Annotated in this window: 18 protein-coding genes; 15 read left to right on the top strand and 3 right to left on the bottom strand. The window is 66.8% G+C overall.

Features of this window, described 5'->3' with window-relative positions; translation table 11 throughout:
* Nucleotides 1-3: 3 nt before the first annotated feature.
* Nucleotides 4-909 (bottom strand): IS110 family transposase, encoded by a 906-nt coding sequence (locus ACZK3J_RS18290; protein WP_478476030.1) that lies wholly within the window; start codon nt 907-909, stop codon nt 4-6.
* Nucleotides 910-1861: 952 nt separating this feature from the next.
* Here ACZK3J_RS18290 and ACZK3J_RS18285 point away from each other — a divergent pair.
* From ACZK3J_RS18285 to ACZK3J_RS18265, 5 genes are all read left to right on the top strand, one after another.
* Nucleotides 1862-3037 (top strand): phosphoglycerate kinase, encoded by a 1176-nt coding sequence (locus tag ACZK3J_RS18285; protein ID WP_277779284.1) that lies wholly within the window; start codon nt 1862-1864, stop codon nt 3035-3037.
* Entirely contained in the window at nt 3034-3687 is a 654-nt protein-coding gene (locus tag ACZK3J_RS18280) for an HAD hydrolase-like protein (RefSeq protein ID WP_164081446.1), read from the top strand. Before ACZK3J_RS18285 ends, ACZK3J_RS18280 begins: the two co-directional genes overlap by 4 nt.
* Nucleotides 3688-3867: 180 nt before the next feature.
* The gene (pyk, locus tag ACZK3J_RS18275; protein WP_032127871.1) at nt 3868-5334 is read left to right on the top strand and encodes a pyruvate kinase; all 1467 of its coding nucleotides are present in this window, start codon (nt 3868-3870) and stop codon (nt 5332-5334) included.
* A gap of 196 nt (nt 5335-5530) precedes the next feature.
* Nucleotides 5531-6535 carry a class I fructose-bisphosphate aldolase gene (locus tag ACZK3J_RS18270; RefSeq protein ID WP_010481439.1) on the top strand — a complete coding sequence of 335 codons (1005 nt, stop codon included), beginning with the start codon at nt 5531-5533 and terminating at the stop codon, nt 6533-6535.
* Between the two features lie 129 nt (nt 6536-6664).
* Nucleotides 6665-7813 (top strand): ABC transporter substrate-binding protein, encoded by a 1149-nt coding sequence (locus ACZK3J_RS18265; RefSeq protein ID WP_277779285.1) that lies wholly within the window; start codon nt 6665-6667, stop codon nt 7811-7813.
* 91 nt (nt 7814-7904) lie between these two features.
* Here ACZK3J_RS18265 and ACZK3J_RS18260 read toward each other — a convergent pair whose 3' ends face one another.
* Nucleotides 7905-8504 (bottom strand): O-acetyl-ADP-ribose deacetylase, encoded by a 600-nt coding sequence (locus ACZK3J_RS18260; RefSeq protein WP_032127873.1) that lies wholly within the window; start codon nt 8502-8504, stop codon nt 7905-7907.
* Nucleotides 8505-8779: 275 nt separating this feature from the next.
* Nucleotides 8780-9739: a cysteine synthase A gene (cysK, locus tag ACZK3J_RS18255; RefSeq protein WP_032127874.1), complete on the bottom strand. Its 960-nt coding sequence runs from the start codon at nt 9737-9739 to the stop codon at nt 8780-8782.
* A gap of 207 nt (nt 9740-9946) precedes the next feature.
* On the opposite strand from cysK, the gene ACZK3J_RS18250 reads away from it, so the two are divergent.
* From ACZK3J_RS18250 to ACZK3J_RS18205, 10 genes are all read left to right on the top strand, one after another.
* Nucleotides 9947-10930, top strand: coding sequence for a LysR family transcriptional regulator (locus ACZK3J_RS18250; RefSeq protein WP_043403003.1), 984 nt, complete (start codon nt 9947-9949; stop codon nt 10928-10930).
* Between the two features lie 596 nt (nt 10931-11526).
* The gene (locus ACZK3J_RS18245) at nt 11527-11958 is read left to right on the top strand and encodes a DUF2946 domain-containing protein (RefSeq protein WP_049461867.1); all 432 of its coding nucleotides are present in this window, start codon (nt 11527-11529) and stop codon (nt 11956-11958) included.
* Nucleotides 11959-12030: 72 nt separating this feature from the next.
* Nucleotides 12031-14094, top strand: coding sequence for a TonB-dependent copper receptor (locus ACZK3J_RS18240; protein ID WP_277779286.1), 2064 nt, complete (start codon nt 12031-12033; stop codon nt 14092-14094).
* 275 nt (nt 14095-14369) lie between these two features.
* On the top strand, nt 14370-15476 hold the full coding sequence (locus ACZK3J_RS18235; protein WP_049399966.1) for an efflux RND transporter periplasmic adaptor subunit: 1107 nt from the start codon (nt 14370-14372) through the stop codon (nt 15474-15476).
* Entirely contained in the window at nt 15473-18598 is a 3126-nt protein-coding gene (locus ACZK3J_RS18230) for an efflux RND transporter permease subunit (protein WP_071228525.1), read from the top strand. The genes ACZK3J_RS18235 and ACZK3J_RS18230 overlap by 4 nt, the downstream gene beginning before the upstream one ends.
* The gene (locus tag ACZK3J_RS18225) at nt 18591-19130 is read left to right on the top strand and encodes a GNAT family N-acetyltransferase (protein WP_121504476.1); all 540 of its coding nucleotides are present in this window, start codon (nt 18591-18593) and stop codon (nt 19128-19130) included. Before ACZK3J_RS18230 ends, ACZK3J_RS18225 begins: the two co-directional genes overlap by 8 nt.
* A gap of 178 nt (nt 19131-19308) precedes the next feature.
* Nucleotides 19309-20829: an alanine/glycine:cation symporter family protein gene (locus ACZK3J_RS18220; RefSeq protein ID WP_478476143.1), complete on the top strand. Its 1521-nt coding sequence runs from the start codon at nt 19309-19311 to the stop codon at nt 20827-20829.
* Nucleotides 20822-21658: a TrmH family RNA methyltransferase gene (locus ACZK3J_RS18215; protein WP_134951337.1), complete on the top strand. Its 837-nt coding sequence runs from the start codon at nt 20822-20824 to the stop codon at nt 21656-21658. Before ACZK3J_RS18220 ends, ACZK3J_RS18215 begins: the two co-directional genes overlap by 8 nt.
* A 237-nt stretch (nt 21659-21895) precedes the next feature.
* Complete coding sequence (locus tag ACZK3J_RS18210) at nt 21896-22888, top strand: hypothetical protein (protein ID WP_032130209.1); 993 nt, start codon at nt 21896-21898, stop codon at nt 22886-22888.
* A gap of 10 nt (nt 22889-22898) precedes the next feature.
* Nucleotides 22899-24350, top strand: a complete 1452-nt coding sequence (locus ACZK3J_RS18205; protein ID WP_049399972.1) for an alanine/glycine:cation symporter family protein — start codon at nt 22899-22901, stop codon at nt 24348-24350.
* Nucleotides 24351-24517: the final 167 nt, after the last annotated feature.

The following is a 24517-nucleotide window of genomic DNA, read 5'->3' as shown; positions in this document are numbered from 1 at the left end:
TGGTCAAGCCTGCTGGAAGCAGGCTTGACCCACCTTCAGCATGGCCGGATCGAAGTCCCGGCCGCTTTTGAAGACACCCCAGGCGATCCTGGCCAGCTTTCTGGCCAGGATGTTGAAGACGGCGGTGCTGGGGTGACCGCGTTTTGACAGCTCGTCGTAGAGCGGTTGCCCCCGACGACACCGCTTGAGCCCCATGGCGGCCATGTAGAGCATCTGGCGCAGCACTGGCGCGCCCTGTTTGGACAGCCGACGCCGTCCCGTTCTTCCGCCAGACTCGTTAGGCCGGGGATCCAGGCCGGTGCAGGCGATCCACGCGTTGGCGTTGGCCAACGGCCAGCGCGTCATGTAGTAAATCAGGTGAGCGGCGACGGCAGGGCCGACACCAGGGATGGTCAACAGGCGCTTGTAGAGCGTGCCATGCTCTCCATCGCGACCCAAGCGCTGCAGTTCGCTTTCCAGCTCGGACAGCGTCCCAGCCAGAGCGCAGAACAGATCTGACAGCTCCCCGGGGGCACTTTTACTTACCCCGAAGGATTGCTCCAGGCGCGCGCGTGTCTTTACCAGCGTCTGCCGCTTGCGCAGCAAATCGTGCATCTGCTGCTGCTCGTCGGTACGCGGTACGTATTCACGCAGGCGATCGTTCTCCTTCTTCACGTACCGGGCGATCGCTTCGGCGTCCATGGCGTCCGTCTTGCCACGCGAGCCCGTCGCCCGGCCGTAGTGCTTGATCAGACGTGGATTGATCACATAGACAACGTGGCCTGCCTGGCCAGCCATCCGAGCCAACAACTCGTAGTACCGCCCCGTCGCCTCCATGCCAATCCGGCATCGCTGGGGCAAGGTGTTGAGCCACTGGGCTATGCCGGCCCGGGTGTTGGCGATCCTGTCGCCGGCCTTGCGGTCGGCCACTGCCGGTACGAACTCCTTGGAGTCCACGTCCACGCCAATATCGAGAGAATCAGACATTTGTACGGCTCCCAGCTATCTTTAAGGGGCTGGGGTGGTACCGCACCGACGTTAGCTTGCCTACATCGACGATCCCCTTTGGGGGCCGTACGATCCTTTATCGACGTTCGTGTGCGGGATGGGGATCGCTCGACTCGTCTGTCGGCTAGTATCCGCAGATGCATGCTTGACGGTCCCTCCACCCTGGCTCCTACATACCGCGTAGGAGCCGGGAGGAACATACAAGCTTGCTCGACTGCAAAGCTGCGCTTGGCCGGGCGGGGTGGGTTCGCGGGGGACGCCGCAAGTACGTCCTTGTAGGCTTGGCCGCCGCATCCATGCGACGGACACCCCCGCGAACCCACCCCGCCCGGCCTCTGACAGTTTCCGGGTGCGTCCACCCACGGATGAGAAAAAAGAAGAGCAAAAGCAAAAGCGGCTTGGCTGCGCGCTCCTTGTAGAGCCGAGCCCATGCTCGGCTCTTCATTTTTTTCCCGACACCAGAAGCCGCTCTTGCTTCCGCCTTTGCCATCCGCGTCACCTCATGAACCTGTCGAGGCCGGGGTAGTGTGGACTGGCAGGGGTGTCAGCCGCATGGGCCCGAGGCATGCCTCGGGCGGGTTGGGCAGGACGGCCAACCCCGGTCTTGCCGTGTGCGCAGGACAGCGCACACGAGCAAGCGGCTGCCAAGCCTCCATGGACGGATTCACGGCGCCCCCTGCCAGCCCAGACCGCCCCGGCCCACCCCCAGCATCATGAAGCGCCAGCGCTTTGGCAGTTGCTGTTGCCGTTGCCGTTGCCGTTGCGTTGCCGTGCGCCTCTGCCTGCCGCAGGCATCGACCCCCCACCACCCGCACCCGATACAATGGCCGTCTGCCGTACCCCGGCATCCCGTCCCTGAGCCAAAGAGTTGCCCATGTCCATCGTCCGCATGACCGACCTCGACCTCTCCGGCAAGCGCGTGCTGATCCGCCAGGATCTGAACGTGCCGATCGAGAATGGCCGCATCACCTCCGAACAGCGCATCACCGCTTCGCTGCCGACGCTCAAGCGCGCGCTGGAGCAGGGCGCGGCGGTGATGGTCACCTCGCACCTGGGGCGCCCGAAGGAAGGCGTGTGGAGCGAGGCCGATTCGCTGGCACCGGTCGCCGCGCGCCTGTCCGAGCTGCTTGGCCGCGAAGTGCCGCTGGTGCGCGACTGGGTCGACGGTGTCGACGTGCAGCCGGGCCAGCTGGTGCTGCTGGAAAACTGCCGCATGAACGTCGGCGAGGGCAAGGACGATGAAGCCCTGTCGAAGAAGTACGCCGCCCTGTGCGATGTGTTCGTGATGGATGCCTTCGGTACCGCACACCGCGCGCAGGCCTCGACCCATGGCGTCATCCGCTTCGCCCCGGTCGCTGCCGGTGGCCCGCTGCTGATGGCCGAACTGGACGCGCTGGCGCAGGCGTTGGATGCACCGGCCAAGCCGCTGCTGGCCATCGTCGCCGGCAGCAAGGTCAGCACCAAGCTGGAACTGCTGGCCAACCTGGTCGGCAAGGTCGACCAGCTGATCGTCGGTGGTGGCATCGCCAACACCTTCATCGCTGCCGCCGGCTACAACGTCGGCAAGTCGCTGTACGAGCCGGACCTGCTGGACACCGCGAAGAAGATCGTGGCCGATGCCAAGGCGCGCGGCGCCGACATCCCGCTGCCGGTCGACGTGGTCACCGCCAAGCAGTTCATGCCGGATGCGGTCGCCGAGGTGAAGGCGGTCGACGCCGTTGCCGAAGACGATCTGATCCTGGACATCGGCCCGCAGACCGCGGCGCAGTACGCGCAGCTGATCGGGAAGGCCGGTACCGTGGTCTGGAACGGTCCGGTCGGTGTGTTCGAATTCGAGGCCTTCAGCAAGGGCACTGAAGCGCTGGCCCGTGCCATCGCCAGTTCGCCGGCGTTCTCCATCGCCGGTGGCGGCGACACCCTGGCCGCGGTCGACAAGTTCGATATCGCCCAGCAGGTCAGCTACATCTCCACCGGTGGCGGCGCGTTCCTGGAGTTCCTGGAAGGCAAGACCCTGCCGGCGGTGGCCGCACTCGACGCGCGCGGCGCATGAGTGCCGATCGCAGCAAGGATGTCCTGTTCTTCGACCTGGACGGCACGCTGATCGATTCGCAGGTGGGTATCACCGCCTGCATCGCCTATGCGCTGCAGAAGATGGACCATCCGGTGCCACCGCAGGAGACCCTGCTGGGCTGGATCGGTCCGTCGCTGCGCACCACCTTCGCGCCGCTGTTCGGTGAACCGGCGCGGGTGGAACAGGCGGTGGGCTACTACCGTGAGCGCTTCGACGCCGAGGGCTGGCGCGAGCACACGGTGTACCCGCAGGTGGAAGACACCCTTCGCACGCTGCATGGTCGTGGCCATCGCCTGGCGGTGGTCACTGCCAAGAACGAGCCGCACGCGCGCCGCATCCTTGCCCACCTGCCGTTCGGTGGGCTGTTCGAGGAGATCGTCGGTTCAACCCTCGATGGCTCGCGCAGCCACAAGCCGGAACTGGTCGGTGAGGCGCTGCGTCGGCTGCAGGTGCAGCCCGCGCAGTGCTGGATGATCGGCGACCGCCGCATGGACATTGAAGGCGCGCGTCACCATGGCCTGCGCAGCGTCGGTGTGTTGTGGGGCTTTGGCGGTGAGGCCGAACTTACCGAAGCCGGTGCCGGGCAGCTGGCCCGTGAACCGGCGCAGCTGGAAACGCTGCTGGCGTGATGCGCCGTTGATCGGTAGCGCCGGGCCACGCTCGGCGCTACCGCCACCCTGCGCCAGCGTATGTCCGGACGATGTCCGTTCCATGACCCGCGAAGTCAGGCGGCACAAGGCTGTAACCGTATACATGCGGCGTGAAGGATGTGCTAATTTCCGTTCTTTATCGGGAGAGGCCCATTCACCATGTTCGAGCGTCAGCGTCGCACCAAGATCCTTGCCACCCTCGGTCCGGCCACTGATCCGCCGGGCGTGCTGGAGGATCTGTTCCGCGCCGGCGTCAACGTGGTGCGCCTGAACTTCAGCCATGGCGATCCCTCCGGCCAGGCCAAGCGTGCTGCCGAAGTGCGCGCTGCCGCGGCCCGCGTGGGCGTGGAAGTCGGCATCCTGGCCGACCTGCCGGGCCCGAAGATCCGCATCGAGCGCTTCGCCGAAGGCAAGGTACAGCTGAAGGCGGGCAACCGCTTCGACCTGATCGCAAGCACCAGCGCCGGCCCGGGTGACGCCACCCAGGTGGGCGTGAGCTACCTCGGCCTGCCGCAGGACGTGGGTCCGGGCGATGTGCTGCTGCTCGACGACGGCCTGATGCAGCTGCAGGTGGTGGAAGTGCAGGGCGAACGCATCATCAACACCGTACTGAACGACGGTGTGCTGTCCGACCGCAAGGGCCTGAACAAGCAGGGCGGCGGCCTGTCGCTGGGCGCGCTGACCGAGCGCGACAAGGAACTGATCGGCATCGTCGCCAAGATCGGTGTCGACTTCATTGCCGTGTCGTTCTGCCGCAATGCGCAGGACATGAACGACGCGCGTGAGATCGCCCGCTCGCACGGCTGCGATGCCGCGCTGGTGTCGAAGATCGAGCGCACCGAGGCGATCGAGAACCTGGAAGAGATCGTCGAGGCCAGCGACGTGGTGATGGTGGCCCGTGGCGACCTTGGCGTGGAAATCGGCGATGCCGAACTGCCGGGCCTGCAGAAGAAGATCATCAAGGCCTCGCTGGCGCAGAACAAGGTGGTGATCACCGCCACGCAGATGCTGCAGTCGATGGTCGAAAGCCCGATCCCGACCCGTGCCGAAGTGCTGGACGTGGCCAACTCGGTCATCGACGGTACCGACGCGGTGATGCTGTCGGCCGAGACCGCTGCCGGTGCCTGGCCGGTCAAGGCCGTGGAAGCGATGGCGCGCATCTGCCTGGGTGCAGAGCGCCAGTTCCAGACCGAGACCGACTTCAACGCCTCGCCGCGCAACCTGGAACGTGCCGACCAGGCCATTGCCATGGCCACCATGTTCCTGTCGCAGCACGTGGGCGTGCGCGCGATCGTGGCGATGACCGAATCCGGTGGCACTGCCCGCTACCTGTCGCGTTTCCGCGCCAAGGCGCCGGTGTTCGCGGTCACCCGCCACGACGGTGCACGCCGCCAGATGGCGCTGATGCGCGATGTCTACCCGATCAACTTCGACAGCCGTGGCCTGACCCCGCGTGAAGCCGCACGCGGCAGCATCCGCCTGCTGGTGGAAGCCGAACTGCTGCAGGCCGGTGACCGCGTCGTGTTCACCAGCGGTGAGCACATGGAAACCCTGGGCGCGACCAACACCCTGCGCCTGCTGGAAGTGGGCGAAGACGGCCGCGCCAGCGGCCTGGGCGATCTGTAAACCCAGGCGGCCCTGGGTCGGAGCCGCTGCGCGGGTCCGACCCGGGGTCAGATCCCTGAAGGGGTCGTGACCCGGCGCAACAGGACATCGTCTGTCCGGTGCGGACATTGGAATCGTTTCCAGACTGCCCTGCACGTCGGTGCAACGGGCGGCGGGGCTATACTTACGTTTTTCCCGCACCCGCCACAGGAAGTACATGAGCATCGAACAGCTGGCTGAAACCGCCCAGGCCATGGTTGCCCCGGGCAAGGGCATCATCGCGATCGACGAATCCACCGCTACCATCGCCAAGCGTTTCGCAGGCGTCGGTATCGAGAACACCGAGGAGAACCGTCGTGCCTACCGCGAACTGCTGCTGACCACGCCGAAGCTCAACGAGCACATTTCCGGCGCCATCCTGTTTGACGAAACCATCCGTCAGTCGACCAAGGACGGCGTGCCGTTCGCCAAGTACATGGCCGACCACGGCATGATTCCGGGCATCAAGGTGGACAAGGGTGCGCACCCGCTGGCCGGCTGCCCGGGCGAGCTGGTGACCGAAGGCCTGGACGGCCTGCGCGAGCGCCTGCAGGAGTATTACAAGCTGGGTGCGCGCTTCGCCAAGTGGCGTGCGGTGATCAACATCGGCGAAAGCATTCCGTCGGGCACCTGCATCGAGTCCAACGCCCACGCGCTGGCCCGCTATGCCGCCCTGTGCCAGGAATGCGGCCTGGTGCCGATGGTCGAGCCGGAAGTGATCATGGACGGCGACCACGACATCGAGACCTGCTACGAAGTCACCGAAGCCACCCTGCGTTCGCTGTTCGATGCCCTGTACCAGCAGAACGTGCTGCTGGAAGGCACCATCCTGAAGGCCTCGATGGTCATCTCGGGCAAGGGCTGCGATGAGCAGGCCGACGTCGAGGAAGTGGCCGAGTCGACCGTGATGTGCCTGAAGAGCACCGTGCCGGCCATCCTGCCGGGCGTGGTGTTCCTGTCCGGTGGCCAGAGCGACGAGCAGTCCACCGAGCATCTGAACGCGATGAACCAGCTGGGCAACCTGCCGTGGCCGCTGAGCTTCTCCTACGGCCGCGCCATGCAGCAGGCCGCGCTGAAGCTGTGGGCCAAGGACATGAAGGGCAACTACGCTGCCGCCCAGAAGACCGTGTACGAGCGCGCCAAGGACAACGGCCTGGCGGCGCTGGGCAAGTGGAACGGTTGATCCGTCCCATCGCAGGATGAACAGGGCAACGCCGGCATCACGCCGGCGTTTGCTTTTGCGGGTATCTTTTCCGCCCCCACGCACCGGGCCGGTGTGCGGGACATACATGGAAGGCCAAGGAGAAAAAACATGCGTTTGGCAGCAATCACACTGGCCGTCGCCACGGTCCTGATCGCCGGCGGTTGCAACCGCATCGGTGGCGGTGGTGACGCAGGCAAGGCCGCGTCGCTCGATTTCGACAAGCCGGTGTCCGGCGAGATCACCTCGCGCAGCGGCATCAACTTCAACGACGGCAGCCATCACCAGCTGTACCAGATCAAGCTGGAAGACAGGGAACTGGTCGGCCTGAAGCTCACCGGCGCACTGACCGGTTCGATCGCCGTGTTCAACAACGGCAGCCTGGTGTCCACCAGCAGTACCGGTTACGAACGCGAAGGCGATGTCTCGCTGGCCTTCCGTGCCAACGGTGGCGGCACCTACCAGGTGGCGGTCAACGCCAACGGTCCGAGTGCCTTTGGTCCGTACCGCCTGCGCGCCGAGAAGCTGAAGCCGTACGACGGCAAGCCGCTGGTGGGCAGTGGTGAGATCGTCGATATGCTGGCCAGCAACTCGCAGGACTACACCCTGCAGGTGGAGAAGGCGGGCCTGTACGAGATCCGCCTGGTCTCGGATGTCTTCGATCCGGTGCTGAAGCTGTCCGGCCAGGGCGTGGATGCCGAGAACGATGACGGCGGCGACAGCACCAACTCGCGCCTGAACCTCTCGCTGAAGCCGGGCAAGTACACCCTGACTGCACGCGGCCTCGGCGACGGCGTCAATGGCATGTTCACCCTGTCGGCCACCCGCATTGAACTGCCAGGCAACCTGGTGGATCGCGATGGCACGGCACTGCCGAAGTCGGGCAGCGCGTACACCATGCTCGACAACGAAGGCCGCCGCCGCTTCCTGCTGACCCTGGATCGTCCGGCCGACGTGCGCCTGGACGCGATTTCCAGCCAGGTCGATACCGTGCTGCGCGTGGTCGGCGGCGACGTCGAGCTGACCGACGACGACGGTGGCAATGGCACCAATGCACGCCTGGAAGAGACGCTGCCGGCAGGTCACTACACCGTCGACGTGTCCAGCCTGAACAACGGTGCGGGCCTGGTGGAAGTGCGCGTGCAGGTCGAAGGTGCCAGCGCCGACGGTGCTGCCGCCTCGGCCGCACGCGCCGCTGCCGATGCAGCTGCTGCCGTGGCCGATGACGCCGCTGCTGCGGTGGAAGCAGCCAGCCGTTGAGGTGATCCACACGTAGCGTGGATGACCTCAAGGCCGCAACGGGAAAGGCCGGGCAATGCCCGGCCTTTCCTTTTACCGGAAGCGCTGCGGTTCAGTGCGCAGCGGCGAAGCCCGCATCGCCCAGAGGCGGCAGCATCGATCCGCGCGGTTCGTTGTCCGTGCTTTGTCCCGCGGCGCTCAATGCCTGCTGGTAGGCCTTCGCCGTAGCAGTGTTGAACGCCACCAGCACGATGCGCATCGGCTGTGCATGGCTGCGCTGCCACGCCAGTGTTTCCGTCACTGCGATCTGCGCGGCCTGGTACAGCGGATAGCCATACACACCGCAGCTGATCGCCGGGAAGGCGATCGACTTCACGCCCAGCGACTCGGCCAACTGCAGCGATTTCCAGTAGCAGTTGGCCAGCAATGCCGGTTCGTCGCGCTGGCCGTCGTGCCAGACCGGGCCCACCGTGTGCAGTACATGCCGCGCAGGCAATGCGTAAGCGTCGGTGGCGCGCACTTCGCCGGTCGGGCAACGCACGCCCGGACGCAGTTCCGGCAACTGCTCGCACTCGGCCAGCAATGCCGGCCCGGCCGCGCGATGGATCGCGCCGTCGACGCCGCCGCCGCCGAGCAGTGTTTCATTGGCCGCGTTGACGATCGCATCCACCGCCAGGGTCGTGATATCGCCCTGCCAAACTTCGATCTTCATGCGTCCGTCTCCTGCCTGTGAGGTGTTCCGCGCAGCATCTGCGCCGGCTGTTCCCACGGTAGGGGACAGGGCATCGATACTGCGTCATGACCGTCTCACGCGCTGCGATCCGACGGCCTTCACGCACGATGGCGGGCGACGCCTTCACGCAGGCTGAAGCAGAAAGGGCTCAGAGCTTTTTCCCGCACGGAAAAGGCTCTGACCCCTGCGATCCATGGTTCTGGCAAACCGGGTCAGAGCCCTTTCCCTGCAGGAAAGGGATCCGACCCGATGCATCACGGCAGGCCGGCCAGCCAGTCGTCGTCGGAACCCTCATTCACATCGGCGAACAGCGGTGTGGAGAAATAGCGCTCGCCGGTATCGGGCAGCATTGCCAGGATCACCGAGCCCGGTTCAGCGCGGGCGGCCACGTCCAGCGCGCTGGCCACGGTGGCGCCGGCGGAGATGCCGACGAAGATGCCTTCCTCCGCAGCCAGGCGGCGCGCGGTGGCGATCGCGCGGTCATCTTCGACCGAGACCAGTTCGTCCACCACATCGCGGTTGAGCACGTCCGGCACGAAGTCCGGGGTCCAGCCCTGGATCTTGTGCGGCTTCCAGTCATCGCCCTTCAGCAGCGCGGCGCCGGCCGGTTCGGTGGCGATGATACGGGTCTGCGGGCGCGCGACCTTCAGCACTTCGCCCACGCCGGTAAGCGTGCCGCCCGTGCCCCAGCCGCTGACGAAGTAGTCCAGCCGCTTGCCGGCGAAGTCGCGCAGGATCTCGGCGGCGGTGGTGTTGCGGTGGTAGGCCGGGTTGGCCGGGTTGGCGAACTGGCTGGCCAGGAACCAGCCGTGCTGCTCGGCCAGTTCGGCCGCCTTGCGCACCATGCCGCTGCCGCGCTCGGCGGCCGGGGTCAGGATCACCTTGGCACCATAGGCGCGCATCAGCTTGCGGCGCTCCACCGAGAAGGTCTCGACCATGGTGGCCACGAACTTGTAGCCGCGCGCGGCGGCGACCATCGCCAGTGCCACGCCAGTGTTGCCTGAAGTGGCTTCGACAATGGTGTCGCCCGGCTTGAGCAGGCCGCGTGCCTCGGCGTCGAGGATGATCGCCAGCGCCAGACGGTCCTTCACCGAACCGCCCGGGTTGAACGACTCGACCTTGGCGTAGACGCTGACCTGCGCGGGCGCCAGGCGCTGCAGCCTGACGATGGGGGTGTTGCCGACGGTATCGAGGATGGAGTCGTACAGGGCCATGGAAGCGCTCCGGAAACGGGGCCGCGCCGGGCTTCGGCGGGCGAAGGGGGAGGGCTGGCTGTTCAGGCCAGCGGCTGCCGGCTGACCGTAGCGCCGGCATATGACGCCCGGAAATGACCAGATACCTTTCTTAAACAACCTTTGGTTATAAGCTGGTGACGGCAATTGACCCTAGAGTGGACCTCCGCCCCACGCCGCCTGCCTCCCATGACGCTGACCCAGCTGCGCTACCTGGTTGCCATCGCCGACGCCGAGCTGAACATCACGCTGGCCGCCTCGCGCGTGCACGCCACCCAGCCCGGCCTGTCCAAGCAGCTCAAGCAGCTGGAGGACGAGCTGGGTTTCCTGTTGTTCGTGCGCAAGGGCCGCAGCCTGGAGTCGGTCACCCCGGCCGGCACCGAGGTCATCGCCCGCGCTCGTGCGGTGCTGGCCGAGGCCAACAACATCCGCACCTACGCGGCCAACCAGCGCCGCGAGAGCCAGGGCCAGCTGATCCTGACCACCACCCACACCCAGGCGCGCTTCGTGCTGCCGCCGGCGGTGGCAGCGATCAAGCAGGCCTATCCCCAGGTGAGCGTGCACCTGCAGCAGGCCGGCGAAGCCGACGCGCTGGACCGCTTGAACCAGGGTGATGCCGACATTGCGATCATCAGCACCGCTGGCGGTGAGCCCACCGACGGCATCGCGGTGCCGCTGTTCCGCTGGCGACGTCTGGTGGTGGTACCGAAGGGCCACCCGCTGGACCGCGCCGGCCGCGCCCCAGACCTGGCCGCGCTGGCCCGCCAGCCATTGATCAGCTACGAATCCTCGACCCGGCCGAATTCCTCGTTGCAGCGCGCCTTCGCTGCGAACGGCCTGGTGCCGGATCTGGCGCTGACCGCGCTGGATGCCGACCTGATCAAGACCTACGTGCGTACCGGTCTGGGCGTGGGCCTGCTGGCGGAGATGGCGGTCAGTTCCAACGACGAAGACCTGAGGTCGTGGCCGGCCCCGGAGCCGATCACTGAGTGCATTGCCTGGGCGGTGCTGCCTCGCGATCGCGTGCTGCGTGATTACGCGCTGGAGCTGGTGCACGTGCTGGCACCGCAGATCGATCCGCGTGATCTGCGCAGGGTGCTGGATGGCAACCAGGCGGCGGCGTGGCCGGTGCCACCGACGTGGGAGTCACTGACCCAGACCATCACGGTGTGAGGGGTTGGTCGAGCAGGGCTTGCAGCCCTGCACCTGCTGTGGACAAAGGCAACAGCAACAGCAGAAGCGGCATTCCGTGGGTTGGCGGGGCGGTGTCGGAGTGCGGGGACGCTGCAAGTACGTCCCTGTAAGCTTGGCAGCCGCATCCATGCGGCTGACACCCCGCACTCCGACACCGCCCCACCTCTGACAGATTCCGGCGGCTGTTGGTAGGTGTCGACCTTGGTCGACACGGTAGATCCACGCCATGCGTGGATGCTTTTCGATTCCAGTTCGAAATGTTCGATTCCGATGGAGATTCATCCACGCATGGCGTGGATCTACTGCAGATCGCAGAAATCTGTCGAAGGCGGGGTGGGTCCGGTTGCGGGGACGTGAGCCGCATGGATGCGGCGACCGAGCTTACATGGACGTACTTGCAGCGGCCCCCGCAACCGGACCCACCCCGCCTACCCACAGGAAGCCAGCTTTTGATGTTGCTTCGGCTCTTGACGTGGACGTGGCCTCTGCGGGTGCAGGGCGCAGCCCTGCCGAAAAACCCCTCCTGCGACGGTTCGTCGCACGGGCAACCCTGGACCCGGCTCTAAACTAGCGGGGTGACTCGCCTGTCCCGCCCGCAGCGCCTCCTGCTCCAGCTCGCCGTCCTGGCGACGCTGTTGATGGTGCTTGCGCCACTGGTCAGCCGCGCGCTGCAGGCGCAGCCGATGGAGCATGCCGCGATGGCAGGCATGGACCACGCCGCCATGGGCCATGACATGCACGACATGGCCATGGCCGGGCACGATCAGCACGGCGTCGCGCCGGCCGCGCCCAGCCGCCCGCCCGACCCCCACGCCGTGCACGGCGAAGCCTGCGAATACTGCGTGCTGGCCATGCGCCTGCTGCCGTGGCTGGCGGTGCTGGTGCTGCTGTTGCCGCTGCTGTGGCGGCCGCGCCTGGTGTTCCCGTGGTCGCAACAGGTGCTGCCGGCACTGCGTTGGCCGGCGCATGCCGCGCGCGGGCCACCGCGCTTCTCCTTCGTCCGCTGATATCCCTATCGAATCTGCCGCACGACGCCTGACCCGGCGCCGTGCGCGCGTGCGTACTTTGGAGCTGTTCCGATGAAAATGACTTCCCGCCCCGCGGGCGCCTGCGCGCGCCTGCCGGTTGCCCTTGGCCTGGCCGTGGCCGCGTCACTGGCCCACGCTGCGCCTGCCGAAGAGGCACGTACCCTCGACACGATGGTGGTCACCGCCGCCGCACCGTCGTCCCCGCTGCACTGGGTGACCGACCCGCGCCTGCCGCGGCAGCCGGTGCCGGCCAGCGACGGTGCCGATTACCTGAAGACCGTCCCCGGCTTCTCCGCCATCCGCAACGGCGGCACCAACGGCGACCCGGTGCTGCGCGGCATGTTCGGTTCGCGCCTGAACATCCTCAGCAACGATGGCAACCTGATCGGTGCCTGCCCGTCGCGCATGGACAATCCGCTGTCCTACATCGCGCCGGAAAGCTTCGACCGGCTGACCATCATCAAGGGCCCGCAGAGCGTGCGCTGGGGGGCGGGCGCGTCGGCCGGCACCGTGCGTTTCGAGCGCGATACGCCGCGCTTCGAGGAGCCGGGCCTGCGTGCCGATGCCAGTGCGCTGGTCGGTTCGCGCAACCGCAACGACCAGGTGCTGGACCTGACCTTGGGTAACCCGACAGGCTACGTACGCGCCAGCGGCAACCGTTCCGAAGCCGATGACTACAAGGACGGCCACGGTGACGTGGTGCCGTCGAAGTGGCGCAAGTGGAACGGTGACGTAGCCATCGGCTGGACGCCGGATGCCGACACGCTGCTGGAAATTTCCGCCGGTGCCGGTGATGCGATCGCGCGTTACGCGGGCCGTGGCATGGACGGTGCCGCGTTCGAACGCACCAGCTACGCGGCGCGTTTCGAGAAGCGCAACCTGCCGGGGGCATGGGACACGTTGCAGGCCAACGTGTACTACAACAACGCCGACCATGTGATGGACAACTACACGCTGCGCACGCCGAACCCGAACAGCATGATGCCGATGCCGATGGCGTCGAACGTGGACCGCCGTACCCAGGGCGGCCGGGTCAGTTCCGAGTGGCGCTGGCAGGATGTGCAGCTGGTGGCGGGTGTGGATGGCGAAGACAGCCGCCATCGTGGGCGCATGGGCATGGGCCGCGACACCTACCGCCAGGCCGCCTGGGAAACCGATGCCAACTTCCGCCGCTATGGCGTGTTCACCGAGTTGACCCTCGGCGCCGGCACCGAGCAGCGCTGGATCAGCGGCCTGCGCATCGACCGCGCCAGCGTCCGCGATGAGCGGCAGTCGGTGCGCGGGATGATGGGCAGCCGGCCGAACCCGACCGCTGGCCTGCAGCGCAAGGAATGGCTTGGCAGCGGCTTCCTGCGCTACGAGCAGGACCTGGCCGATGGCCTGACCTGGTACGCCGGCCTCGGCCACAGTGAACGCATGCCCGACTACTGGGAGCTGTTCTCGCCCAACCACGGCCCGGCCGGTGCAGTGAACGCGTTCACCGGCGTGCAGCCCGAGCGCACCACCCAGCTTGATGTGGGCATGCAATACAAGGGGCCCCGTGTGCAGGCGTGGGTGTCGGCGTACGCCGGGCAGATCCAGGACTACATCCTGTTCACCTACCACGGCAGCGGCATGATGGGCATGAGCCAGGCCCGCAACGTCGATGCCCGCATTGCCGGTGCCGAGGCGGGCCTGGAAGTGAGCGTGGCCGAGCAGTGGAAGCTGGGCGGCACGCTGGCCTATGCCTGGGGCGAGAACCGCGACCAGCATCGCCCGCTGCCGCAGATGCCACCACTGGAAGCACGCCTGAGCGCGAACTGGGAAGGCCAGCGCTGGAGTGCCGGTGCGCTGCTGCGCGCGGTGACCCACCAGCATCGTGTCGCAAATGGCCAAGGCAATGTGGTCGCGCAGGACCTGGGGCCGAGTGCCGGCTTCGCCACCTTCGCGCTCAACGCTGCTTACCGCTTCAGTTCGCAGCTGCAGCTCAGCGCGGGCGTCGACAACCTGTTCGACCGTGCCTACAGCGAGCACCTGAATCTGGCCGGCAGCGCCGACTTCGGTTTTCCGGCTGACCCGGTGCGCATCAGCGAGCCGGGCCGCAGCCTGTGGATGAAGGTGAACTACCGGTACTGATCCGCCGGGTGTAAAAAAAACCGGGGCCGGATCCCCGCCAGGATCCGCCCCCGCCCGACGCCCTCTGCCGGGCAGCTTCGACTCTACGATGGCAACGCCTGCGGTGCACGGCTGGATACACCTCGACACATGCCGACACCGCTGCGGTCAGCCTTGCACGGAACGGGTTCACGGCGCTATCGCGACGCCGGTTCCACGCCAGTAAACGCTTGGCACATATCGCTTCTGTGGGCGCTTGCCTACACTCGGCGGCCGTGGATCACTCAGGACCGTTCATGTTGGCTCGCATCGCTTCGACCCTGGCCCTTGGCCTCAGCCTGGCCGTGCTGGCCGGGTGCGCGGGCAAACAGGAGGCCGCCGCCCGTCGGCAGGGAGAAGCGGTGCCGGTCACCGCGCAGGTCGTGCAGTCCACGCAGTGGAATGACACGCTGCAGGCACTGGGTACGGCCAAGGCGCGCGAATCGATCAGCGTCACCGCCAAGGTCAGCGAGATCGTCGAGAAGGTGCACTTCGAAAGCGGCCAGCATGTTGCCGCTGGTGCGCCGATCGTGACCCTGCGCGGGCAGGCCCAGGAGGCCGCGCTGGTGCAGGCGCAGGCCACCTTCCATGAGGCCGACCAGCTGTACAGGCGCCAGCGCGAGCTGGCCACGCAGCGGCTGGTGTCCAGCGCCACGCTGGATACGCAGAAATCGATCCGCGATGCCGCCGAGGCGCGTGTGGCGCAGATGCAGTCGGACATCGGTGACCGCCGCGTGCGTGCACCGTTCGCCGGTGTGCTCGGCATCCGCCAGGTCAGCCCGGGCACGTTGCTGACGCCGACCACGGTGATCGCCACGCTCGACGACATCGAACACATGCACATCGATTTCCAGGTGCCGGAAGTGGAACTGGCCGCGCTCGGCGTCGGTGACAAGGTCAGTGCCACCAGCGTGGCGTGGCCAGGCCGTACCTTCGAGGGGGTGGTCAGCACCATCGACGCACGCATCGATCCGGCCACCCGTGCGGTGACCGTACGGGCCGACTTCGCCAACGGCGACCATGCCCTGCGCCCGGGCATGCTGCTGGACGTGCGCCTGTTCCACCCCGAGCGCCCGGCGCTGGTGATTCCGGAAATCGCCGTGGTGCAGGTCGGTCGCGATACCTTCGTGTACCGCATCACCGCCGACGACAGCGTCGAGCGCGTGGATGTGGTCACCGGCGCGCGCCGTGCCGGCGTGGTCGAGATCAGGCAGGGCCTGGAAGCGGGCCAGCGCATCGTGGTCGATGGCACCGGCAAGCTGCGCCCGGGCCTGAAGGTCGCAGCCAAGGACGCGGCACCGGCCACGGGTGCCAAGCCGGCTGATGCACCGGCGCCGGTCGCGGCCGAGGGCCACGGCGGATGAAGCTGTCCGACATCTCCATCCAGCGGCCGGTGTTCGCCGTGGTGATGAGCCTGTTGCTGCTGGTGCTGGGCGTGATGTCCTTCACCCGCCTGACCCTGCGCGAACTGCCCGCCATCGATCCGCCGATCGTTTCGGTATCGGTGGATTACACCGGCGCTTCGGCCGCGGTCATCGAAAGCCGCATTACCCAGGTGCTGGAAGATGCGCTGGCCGGCATCGAAGGCATCGATACGATCAACGCGCGCAGCACCAACGGCCGCTCGCAGGTCAGCATCGAATTCACCTCCAACCGCGATATCGAAGCGGCGGCCAACGATGTGCGCGATGCGGTCAGCCGCGTCGCCGACCGCATGCCGGAGGAAGCGCGTCCGCCGGAGATCGCCAAGGTCGAGAGCGATGCCGACCCGATCATCTGGTTCAACATGGTCTCCTCGACCATGGACACGCTGGAGCTGAGCGACTACGCCGACCGCTACGTGGTCGATCGTTTCTCCAGTCTCGATGGCGTGGCCCAGGTCCGCATCGGCGGCCGCCAGCGCTATGCGATGCGGATCTGGCTGGACCGTGACCAGCTGGCGGCGCGCGGACTGACCACCGGCGACGTGGAAACCGCGCTGCGCAACGAGAACGTGGAACTGCCGGCCGGCCGCATCGAGTCGACCGACCGCGATTTCACCCTGCGCGTGGAGCGCAACTACATCAAGCCCGAAGACTTCGCGACCATCCCGCTGGGCAAGGGTCGTGACGGTTACGTGGTGCGCATGGGCGATGTGGCGAAGATCGAGCTGGCCTCGGCCGAGCGCCGCGCGTACTACCGCAGCAACGGCGAGCCGGGCATCGGCCTGGGCATCGTCAAGACCTCCACCGCCAACTCGCTGGACGTGGCGCGTACTGCGCGCGCTGAAGCCGAACGGGTCGCGCTGACCCTGCCCAAGGGCACGCAGATCTTCGTTGCCTTCGACAACACCACCTTCATCGAAGCCGCGGTGGACCGCGTCTACGCCACGCTGGTGGAGGCGATGATCCTGGTGCTGGCAGTGATCTGGCTGTTCCTCGGCAGCTTCCGCGCTGCGCTGATTCCGGCGGTGACGGTGCCGGTCTGCCTGGTCGCGGCATTCATCGCGCTGTATGCGTTCGACTTCTCGATCAACCTGCTGACCCTGCTTGCCCTGGTGCTGTGCATCGGCCTGGTGGTGGACGATGCGATCGTGGTGGTGGAGAACGTGCAGCGCCGCATCGACCTGGGCGAACCCCCGCTGGTCGCCTCCAAACGCGGTACCACGCAGGTCGCCTTTGCGGTGATCGCCACCACCGCGGTGCTGGTGGCGGTGTTCCTGCCGGTCGGGTTCCTGGAAGGCAATACCGGGCGCCTGTTCCGCGAACTGGCGGTGGCGCTGGCGGCGGCGGTGGCGTTGTCCGCCTTTGTGGCGCTGACGCTGACGCCGATGATGGCCTCCAAATTGCTCAAGCCGCATACCGGGCAGGCACCGCGTGGCCTGCATGGCTTCATCAACCGCAACCTGGAACGCCTGGCCGGGGCCTATGGGCGGGTGCTCGACCACCACGTGGACCGCACCTGGATCTACCTGCTGGTGATGGTGGCCGCACTGGCCGCCAGCTGGGGCCTGCTCAAGCTGCTGCCGTCGGAACTGGCGCCGGCCGAAGACCGCGGTTCGTTCCAGATCATGATCGACGGCCCGGAAGGCGCCGGCTACGACTACACCGTGCAGCAGGTGCAGCAGGTGGAATCAATGCTGGCACCGCATGTTGGCCCGGACAAACCGATCGTGCGCGCCAATCCACGCGTGCCCGGTGGTTGGGGTGCCAGCGAGGAAATGCACACCGGCCGCGTCAGCATCTTCCTGCAGCCGTGGCGCCAGCGCAGCGAAGGCACGCCGGAAGTGGCCAACGAACTGCAGAAGGAACTGGACACCATCCGCGGCGTGCGCGTGCGTACGCAGGTGGGCGGTGGCCTGGTGCGCAGCGGCGGGCAGCCGTTCCAGATCGTGCTGGGCGGCCCGGAATATGCCGAGATCGCGCAGTGGCGCGACCGTATCCTGCTGCGCATGGCCGACAACCCCGGCCTGGTCGGCCCGGACTCGGATTACAAGGAAACGCGGCCGCAGATGCGGGTCAACATCGACCGCCAGCGTGCGGCCGACCTCGGCGTGCCGGTCACCGCGATCGGTTCGGCACTGGAAACCATGATGGGCTCGCGCCGCGTCACCACCTTCGTCGACAACGGCGAAGAGTACGACGTGCTGGTGCAGGCCGGTCGCGATGGCCGTGCCAGCCCGGCCGACCTGGCCGCCATCCGCGTGCGCGCGACGTCCGGCGAACTGGTGCCGCTGTCCAACCTGGTCACGCTGAGTGAGGTGGCCGAGGCCGGCACCCTGAACCGCTTCAACCGCCTGCGCTCGATCACCATCAACGCGGGCCTGGCGCCGGGCTATCCGCTGGGTGAGGCCATTGCCTGGGCGCAGCAGGTCACGCGCGAGGAGCTGCCGCAGTACGCACAGGTGAACTGGAAGGGCGAATCGCGCGAATACCAGAGTGCCGGTGGCGCGGTGCTGCTGACCTTCGCCATGGCGCTGCTGGTGGTCTACCTGGTGCTGGCCGCGCAGTTCGAGAGCTTCATCCACCCGCTCACCATCATGCTGACCGTGCCGCTGGGCGTGCTCGGCGCGCTGGTCGGGTTGTGGGTGAGTGGCGGTACCGTGAACCTGTTCAGCCAGATCGGCATCGTCATGCTCGTCGGCCTGGCCGCGAAGAACGGCATCCTCATTGTTGAATTCGCCAACCAGCTGCGTGACGACGGAAGAACCGTGCGCGAGGCGATCATCGAATCGGCGATGGTGCGCCTGCGCCCGATCCTGATGACCTCGATCGCCACCGTGGTCGGTGCGATTCCGCTGGTGGTGGCCGGTGGCCCCGGTTCGGCCAGCCGTGGCACCATCGGCATCGTGATCATCTTCGGTGTGACCCTCTCGACGTTCCTGTCGCTGTTCGTGGTGCCGGCGTTCTACGCGCGGCTGGCGCCCTACACCCGCTCGCCGGAAGCGGTGAAGCGCGAGCTGGAGAAGCAGGAAGCGGAATCGCCCTCGGTGGGTGGCCATGCCTGATCCGACCACCGTGCTGCGAGGCGACGGCTTCCAACTGCGCCCCTGGCGCCCGGATGATCTGGAATCGCTGCTGCGCCATGCCAACGACGCCGAGGTATCGCGGGGCCTGCGTGATCGTTTCCCGTACCCGTACACGCGCGAGGATGGCGAGGCCTTCCTCGCCGGTCGCGTGCTGGCCCCTGGCACCCTGAACCTGGCCATCGAGATCGACGGCCAGGCCTGCGGCAGCGTCGGGGCCCAGCAGGGCACTGCCGAGCGCGGGCACATGGCGGAACTGGGCTACTGGCTGGGCCAGGCCTACTGGGGCCAGGGCCTGATGACCCGGGTGGTCGGCCTGTTCGCACCCTGGGTGATGGACGAGCTGCGCCTGTTCAGGCTGCAGGCCGGGGTAGTCGACTTCAACCTCGGCTCGGCCCGGGTGCTGGAAAAGAACGGCTTCCAGGAAGAAGGCGTGGACCGCTGCGCGGTCTACAAGCGCGGGGTGCTGCACGACCTGCGCCGCTTCGCCCGGGTGCGCACGCAGCTGCCCTGAACACGCGGGCCGGCCGCGGTAGAGCCGAGGCCGTGCTCAGCCGCCGTCATCACCACGCCGAGCATGGGCTCGGCTCTACAACACAGCGCTACCGCAGCGGCCTTCGATCAGGGAGAATCGACCGGTCCCCTCCAGCCGACGGGACGTCCTTACAACCCGCCGACTGGAGAGAGCGCGCGTGGAAGCTACCGTACATTTCATCAACAGCATCATCTGGAGCAAGGCACTGATCTTCGTGTGCCTGGGCGCCGGCCTGTTCTTCAGCCTGCGCACGCGCTTCATGCAGATCCGCGGCTTTCTCGAGATGTGCCGCCTCACCGTCAAGGGTGAGAAATCCGACGCCGGTGTGTCGTCCTTCCAGGCCCTGGCCATGTCGATGGCCGGGCGCATGGGTATCGGCAACATCGCCGGCGTGGCCACCGCCATCGCCTTCGGCGGCCCCGGTGCGATCTTCTGGATGTGGGTGATGGGCTTCCTCGGCGCATCCACCTCGTACGTGGAATGTACGCTGGCACAGATCTACAAGACCAAGGACGCCGAAGGCCGCTACCGTGGTGGTCCGGCGTACTACATCGAAAAGGCCATGGGCCTGAAGTGGTACGCGCTGGTCTTCGCCATTGCCACGATCATTGCGGCCGGTTTCCTGATGCCCGGCGTGCAGGCCAACGCCATCGCCGACAGCATCATCAACGCCTGCCGTGGCACCGCGCTGTGTGGTCCGCTGGATGGCCAGACGATGGGCATGGAGTCGGTGCAGGCGCTGAAGCTGGGCATCGGCATCGTGGTGGCGCTGCTGCTGGGCGTGGTGATCTTCGGCGGCGTCAAGCGCATCGCCAACTTCGCCGAAGTGGTGGTGCCGTTCATGGCGGCAGCCTTCATCCTGACCGCCATCGTCATCATGATCATCAACTACGATCGCGTGCCGGAGATGTTCGGCATCATCTTCAGCAGCGCCTTCGGCACCCACGCCGCGTTCGGCGCGATGATGGGCCTGGCGGTGGAGTGGGGCATCAAGCGCGGCATCTACGCCAACGAAGCCGGCCAGGGCTCGGGCCCGCACGCGGCAGCCGCCTCGGAAGTCTCGCACCCGGCCAAGCAGGGCTACGTGCAGGCCTTCGCCATCTACTTCGACACCATGATGGTGTGCACCGCCACCGCGTTCCTGATCCTGGCCAGCGGCACCTACAACGTGTACTCGCCGGCAGGTGCCGGCGCCCCGCCGATCTTCCAGGGCCTGGCCGGCATTCCGGAAGGCGCGGGCTACGCCCAGGCGGGTGTGGAAGCCGTGCTGCCGGGCTGGGGCTCGGCGTTCGTGTCCATCGCCATCTTCTTCTTCGCCTTCACCACCATCATGGCGTACTACTACATGGCCGAGACCAATCTCAGCTATGTGAACCACAACAAGAAGCGACCGCTGACCGTGCTGGTGCTGCGCCTGGGCATCATCGGCATGGTGGTGTTCGGCGCGTTCCATAATGCAACCCTGGCCTGGGCGCTGGGTGACATCGGCGTGGGCCTGATGGCCTGGCTGAACATCATTGCCATCCTCATCATCCAGAAGCCGGCCATGCTGGCCCTGCGTGATTACGAACGACAGAAGAAGCTCGGCCTCGATCCGATCTTCGACCCCGATGCCCTGGGCATCAAGAACGCCGATTTCTGGCGTCAACGCAAGCTGGAGTTGTCCCGTAGTGAATGATCCCTGGAAGAACGCCCGCCGCCCGTCGTCGCGACCGCCGCGGGCCACCCCGCTGCCACCGCGTGAGGGCGGCACCCCGCCACCGCCGGGGCGTGGCAATGACGAACTGCGCCTGTATGGCTGGAACGCCGTGCAGGCCCTGTTCGCCAAGCGCCCGCAGGCGCTGCGCAAGCTGTACCTGGTGGACGCGCTGATTCCGCGCATGCAGCCGGTGTTGAAGTGGTGCGTGGCCAACCGTGTGGGCTACCGCGTGGTGGAGGAGGGCGACCTCAACAAACTGGCCGCTACCACGCACCACGAAGGCCTGGTGGCCGACGTGCTGCGCGCGCCTGTCGTACCGCTGGCGCAGTGGCTGGAGGATCTGGGCGAAGGCCCGGCGTTGGCGCTGTGGCTGGACGGTGTCGGCAATCCGCACAACTTCGGTGCGATCCTGCGCTCGGCCGCGCACTTTGGCGTCAAGGCGCTGCTGCTGCCGGCGGGCAGCACGCTTGCGCTGTCCGGTGCCGCTGCGCGCGTGGCCGAAGGTGGTGCGGAGTCGGTGCCGCTGGTGCAGTTGCCGGAGACCGCCCAGGCGATGGCGCAGCTGCGTGCGGCCGGCTTCGGGCTGGCCGCGACCCTCGTTGATGGTGGCGACGACGTGTTCCGTGCGTCGCTGCCGGAACGGTTGATGTACGTGATGGGCGCCGAAGGCGAGGGCATGGACCGCGGGCTTGCCAGCGAATGTGACCTGCAGGTCTCGATTCCCGGCAGCGGCGCGGTGGAGAGCCTGAACGTGGCCTCGGCCACGGCCGTGCTGCTGGCACAGTGGGCGAGCCGCCGCCACGGATGATCCCGTCGTGCTGATGCTGTGTTGATCTCCTGACCCGGCCCTTGCGGCCGGGTTTTCTTTTGCGCGGCGCAAGAGCGCAAACGATGCACGCGCAGCAAACTGGGTCATCCGCGTCAGCTTGCGTTGCTTCAAACACGCTTGATGGACAGGCAAGCAATTTTAGTATTTGTCTCATTGCTGGGCCGTTTCCTGCATCGCACGGTGGAGTTCCTTCCAACGTCGTACAGGAGTGGTTCCATGCATCGAATCCAACGCCGCACACGTCGCACTTGCCTGGTGCTGGCACTCGCTGCGCTTGCCGCACCATCGCTACAGGCCGCGGAACGCAGTCTCGATGGTGTCAATTTCACCGGCCCGTTGATCACGCCGAATCCGGCCGGCCTGCCGCAGGGCAACTGGTACATCGAGCCCTATCTGGTGCGGGTCGACAGCCGCGACCACTACGACAACAACGGTGATCGTCGCCGCAGTGCCGGGCACAGTGGCGCCTGGGCCACGGTGGTGCCGATCATCTATGGCTTCAGTGACCGGGTGATGGGCCAGGTCAATCTCAGTGCCTCGCGCTCCGAATCCGGCAGTGCGCGCAGCAGCGGCTTCCGCGCCGGTGACACCACCGCACGCCTGCAGTACCTGCTGCAGGCGCCGAATGCCGATGGCACCCGTCCGGCCATCTCGGTCGCGCTGGTGCAGCGTTTCAGCACCGGCAGCCATGACCGTATCACCGGCAATCCGCTGGATGCACAGGGCGACGGCGTTCAGCGCACCACCGCGGCGCTGGGCGTGCAGCAGGTGGTGTGGCTGGGCAATGACCGCCCCGTGCGCTGGCGCGCCCAGCTCAGCGCCGGGCCGGCACCGTCGCGCACTGCCATTTCCGGCACCAGCGTGTACGGCACCGATGACAGCTTCCAGGGGCACATTTCGCGCGGCTCGGTACTGGGCCTGTCGGTAGGCGCCGAGTACAGCTTCAATTCGCGCTGGGTGGGGGTGATGGAAATGGCCGCCAGCCGCGAGACCGGCCAGCGTCTGAGCGGCTTCGCACGCAACGGCAGTGGTGCGATCGAGCGGATTGAAGAGCACCGTCCGGCCAGCCGCAACGTCAGCCTGGCGCCGGCGGTGGAATACCACTTCAGCCCGTCGCTGGGCCTGATCGCCGGCGTCGAATTCACCGTGGCCGGGCGCAACACCGGCCGCATCATCAGCCCCCAGGTCGCCCTGGGCATGTTCTTCTGAGGGGCTGCCGATGAACATCGAATCCATCGTCAACACCATCCTCGGCATCGTCTGGAGCCCTTACCTGGTGGTGCTCTGCCTGCTCGCCGGCCTGTACTTCAGCGTGCGTACCCGCTTCATCCAGTTGCGCGCGCTGCCGGAGATGCTGCGCCTGATGTTCCGGCACGAGCGCTCCGAAGCCGGTGTGTCACCGTTCCAGGCCCTGTCGCTGTCGTTGTCCAGCCGCGTCGGCGTCGGCAACATCGCCGGCGTTGCCATGGCCATCGCCTTTGGTGGCCCGGGCGCGATCTTCTGGATGTGGATCGTCGCCTTCCTCGGCGCCTCCAGCGCCTTCATCGAATCCACGCTGGCACAGATCTACAAGGACCGCGATGCCAAGGGCCAGTACCGCGGTGGCCCCGCGTACTACATCGAAAAGGGCCTGGGCCAGCGCTGGTATGCAGTGCTGTTTGCGCTGGTGACCGTACTGGCCGGTGCGATGCTGGCCGGCACCCAGTCCAATGCGATCACCAGTGCGGTGAACGAAGCCTGGGACGTGCCGGTGATGACCACCACGGCGGTTCTGCTGGTGGTGCTGGGCGCAATCCTGATCGGCGGTGTGCGCCGCATCGCGCGGGTTGCCGAGTGGGTGGTGCCGTTGATGGCGGTGGCGTATCTGCTGGTGGCGGCACTGGTAATGGTGCTCAATGCAGAGAAAGTGCCGGAGGTGATCATGCTGGTGCTGCGCAGTGCATTCGGTGTGGATGCAGCGTTCGGTGCAATGATCGGCACCGCCATCCAGTGGGGCGTGCGCCGTGGCGTGTTGTCCAACGAGGCCGGCATGGGCAGCGGTGCGCATCCAGCCGCCGCCGCCGAAGTCACCCATCCGGTCAAGCAGGGCCTGGTGCAGTCATTTTCGGTCTACATCGACACGATGGTGGTGTGCAGTGCTACCGCCTTCCTGATCCTGTCCACGGGCCTGTACAACGTCTACGACCCGGCTGTGAACGGCATTCCGGATGAGGCGCGCCTGCTGCTGGGCAATCTGCCTGGCGTCGAGGCCGGGCCGCGCTTCGTGCAGCACGCGGTGGAGTCCGCGCTGCCGGGCTTCGGCCGCTCGTTCGTGGCGCTGGCGATCCTGCCGTTCGCGTTCACCACCATCCTGGCGCTGTACTACATGGCCGAGACCAATATCAGCTACCTGTGCCGTGATCGTCCCGCGCCGTGGGTGATGGGCGGGTTCCAGCTGCTGTTCCTGGCCGCGACCGGCTACTCGGCGGTGAACAGTGCGACGATCGCGTGGTCGCTGGGCGACATCGGCGTCGGCCTGATGAGCTGGTTGAACATCATCGCCATCCTGCTGCTGCAGAAGCCAGCGCTGGCGGCGCTGCGCGACTACGAACAGCATCGCCAGGCGGGCAAGGATCCGCTGTTCAACCCGAAGCTGCTGGGTGTGCGCAACACCAGCGTGTGGGAGGGCTGACAGGATCGGGTCAGATCCCTCGCCACGGCGAGGGCTCTGACCCACGCCATCGCCCGGTGGGTGCGCCATTACTCGGTGGATGCGCCCTTACCCGGTGGGTGCGCCATTACCCGGTGGGTGCGAACCTTGGTTCGCACCGCCCTTCCCGCTGCGTTCGCCGGGCATGA

The organism is Stenotrophomonas sp. 86428_Sma, assembly GCF_056481585.1.
The sequence above is the reverse complement of the archived record's forward strand: the minus strand, read 5'-3'. Positions and strand labels throughout refer to the sequence as shown.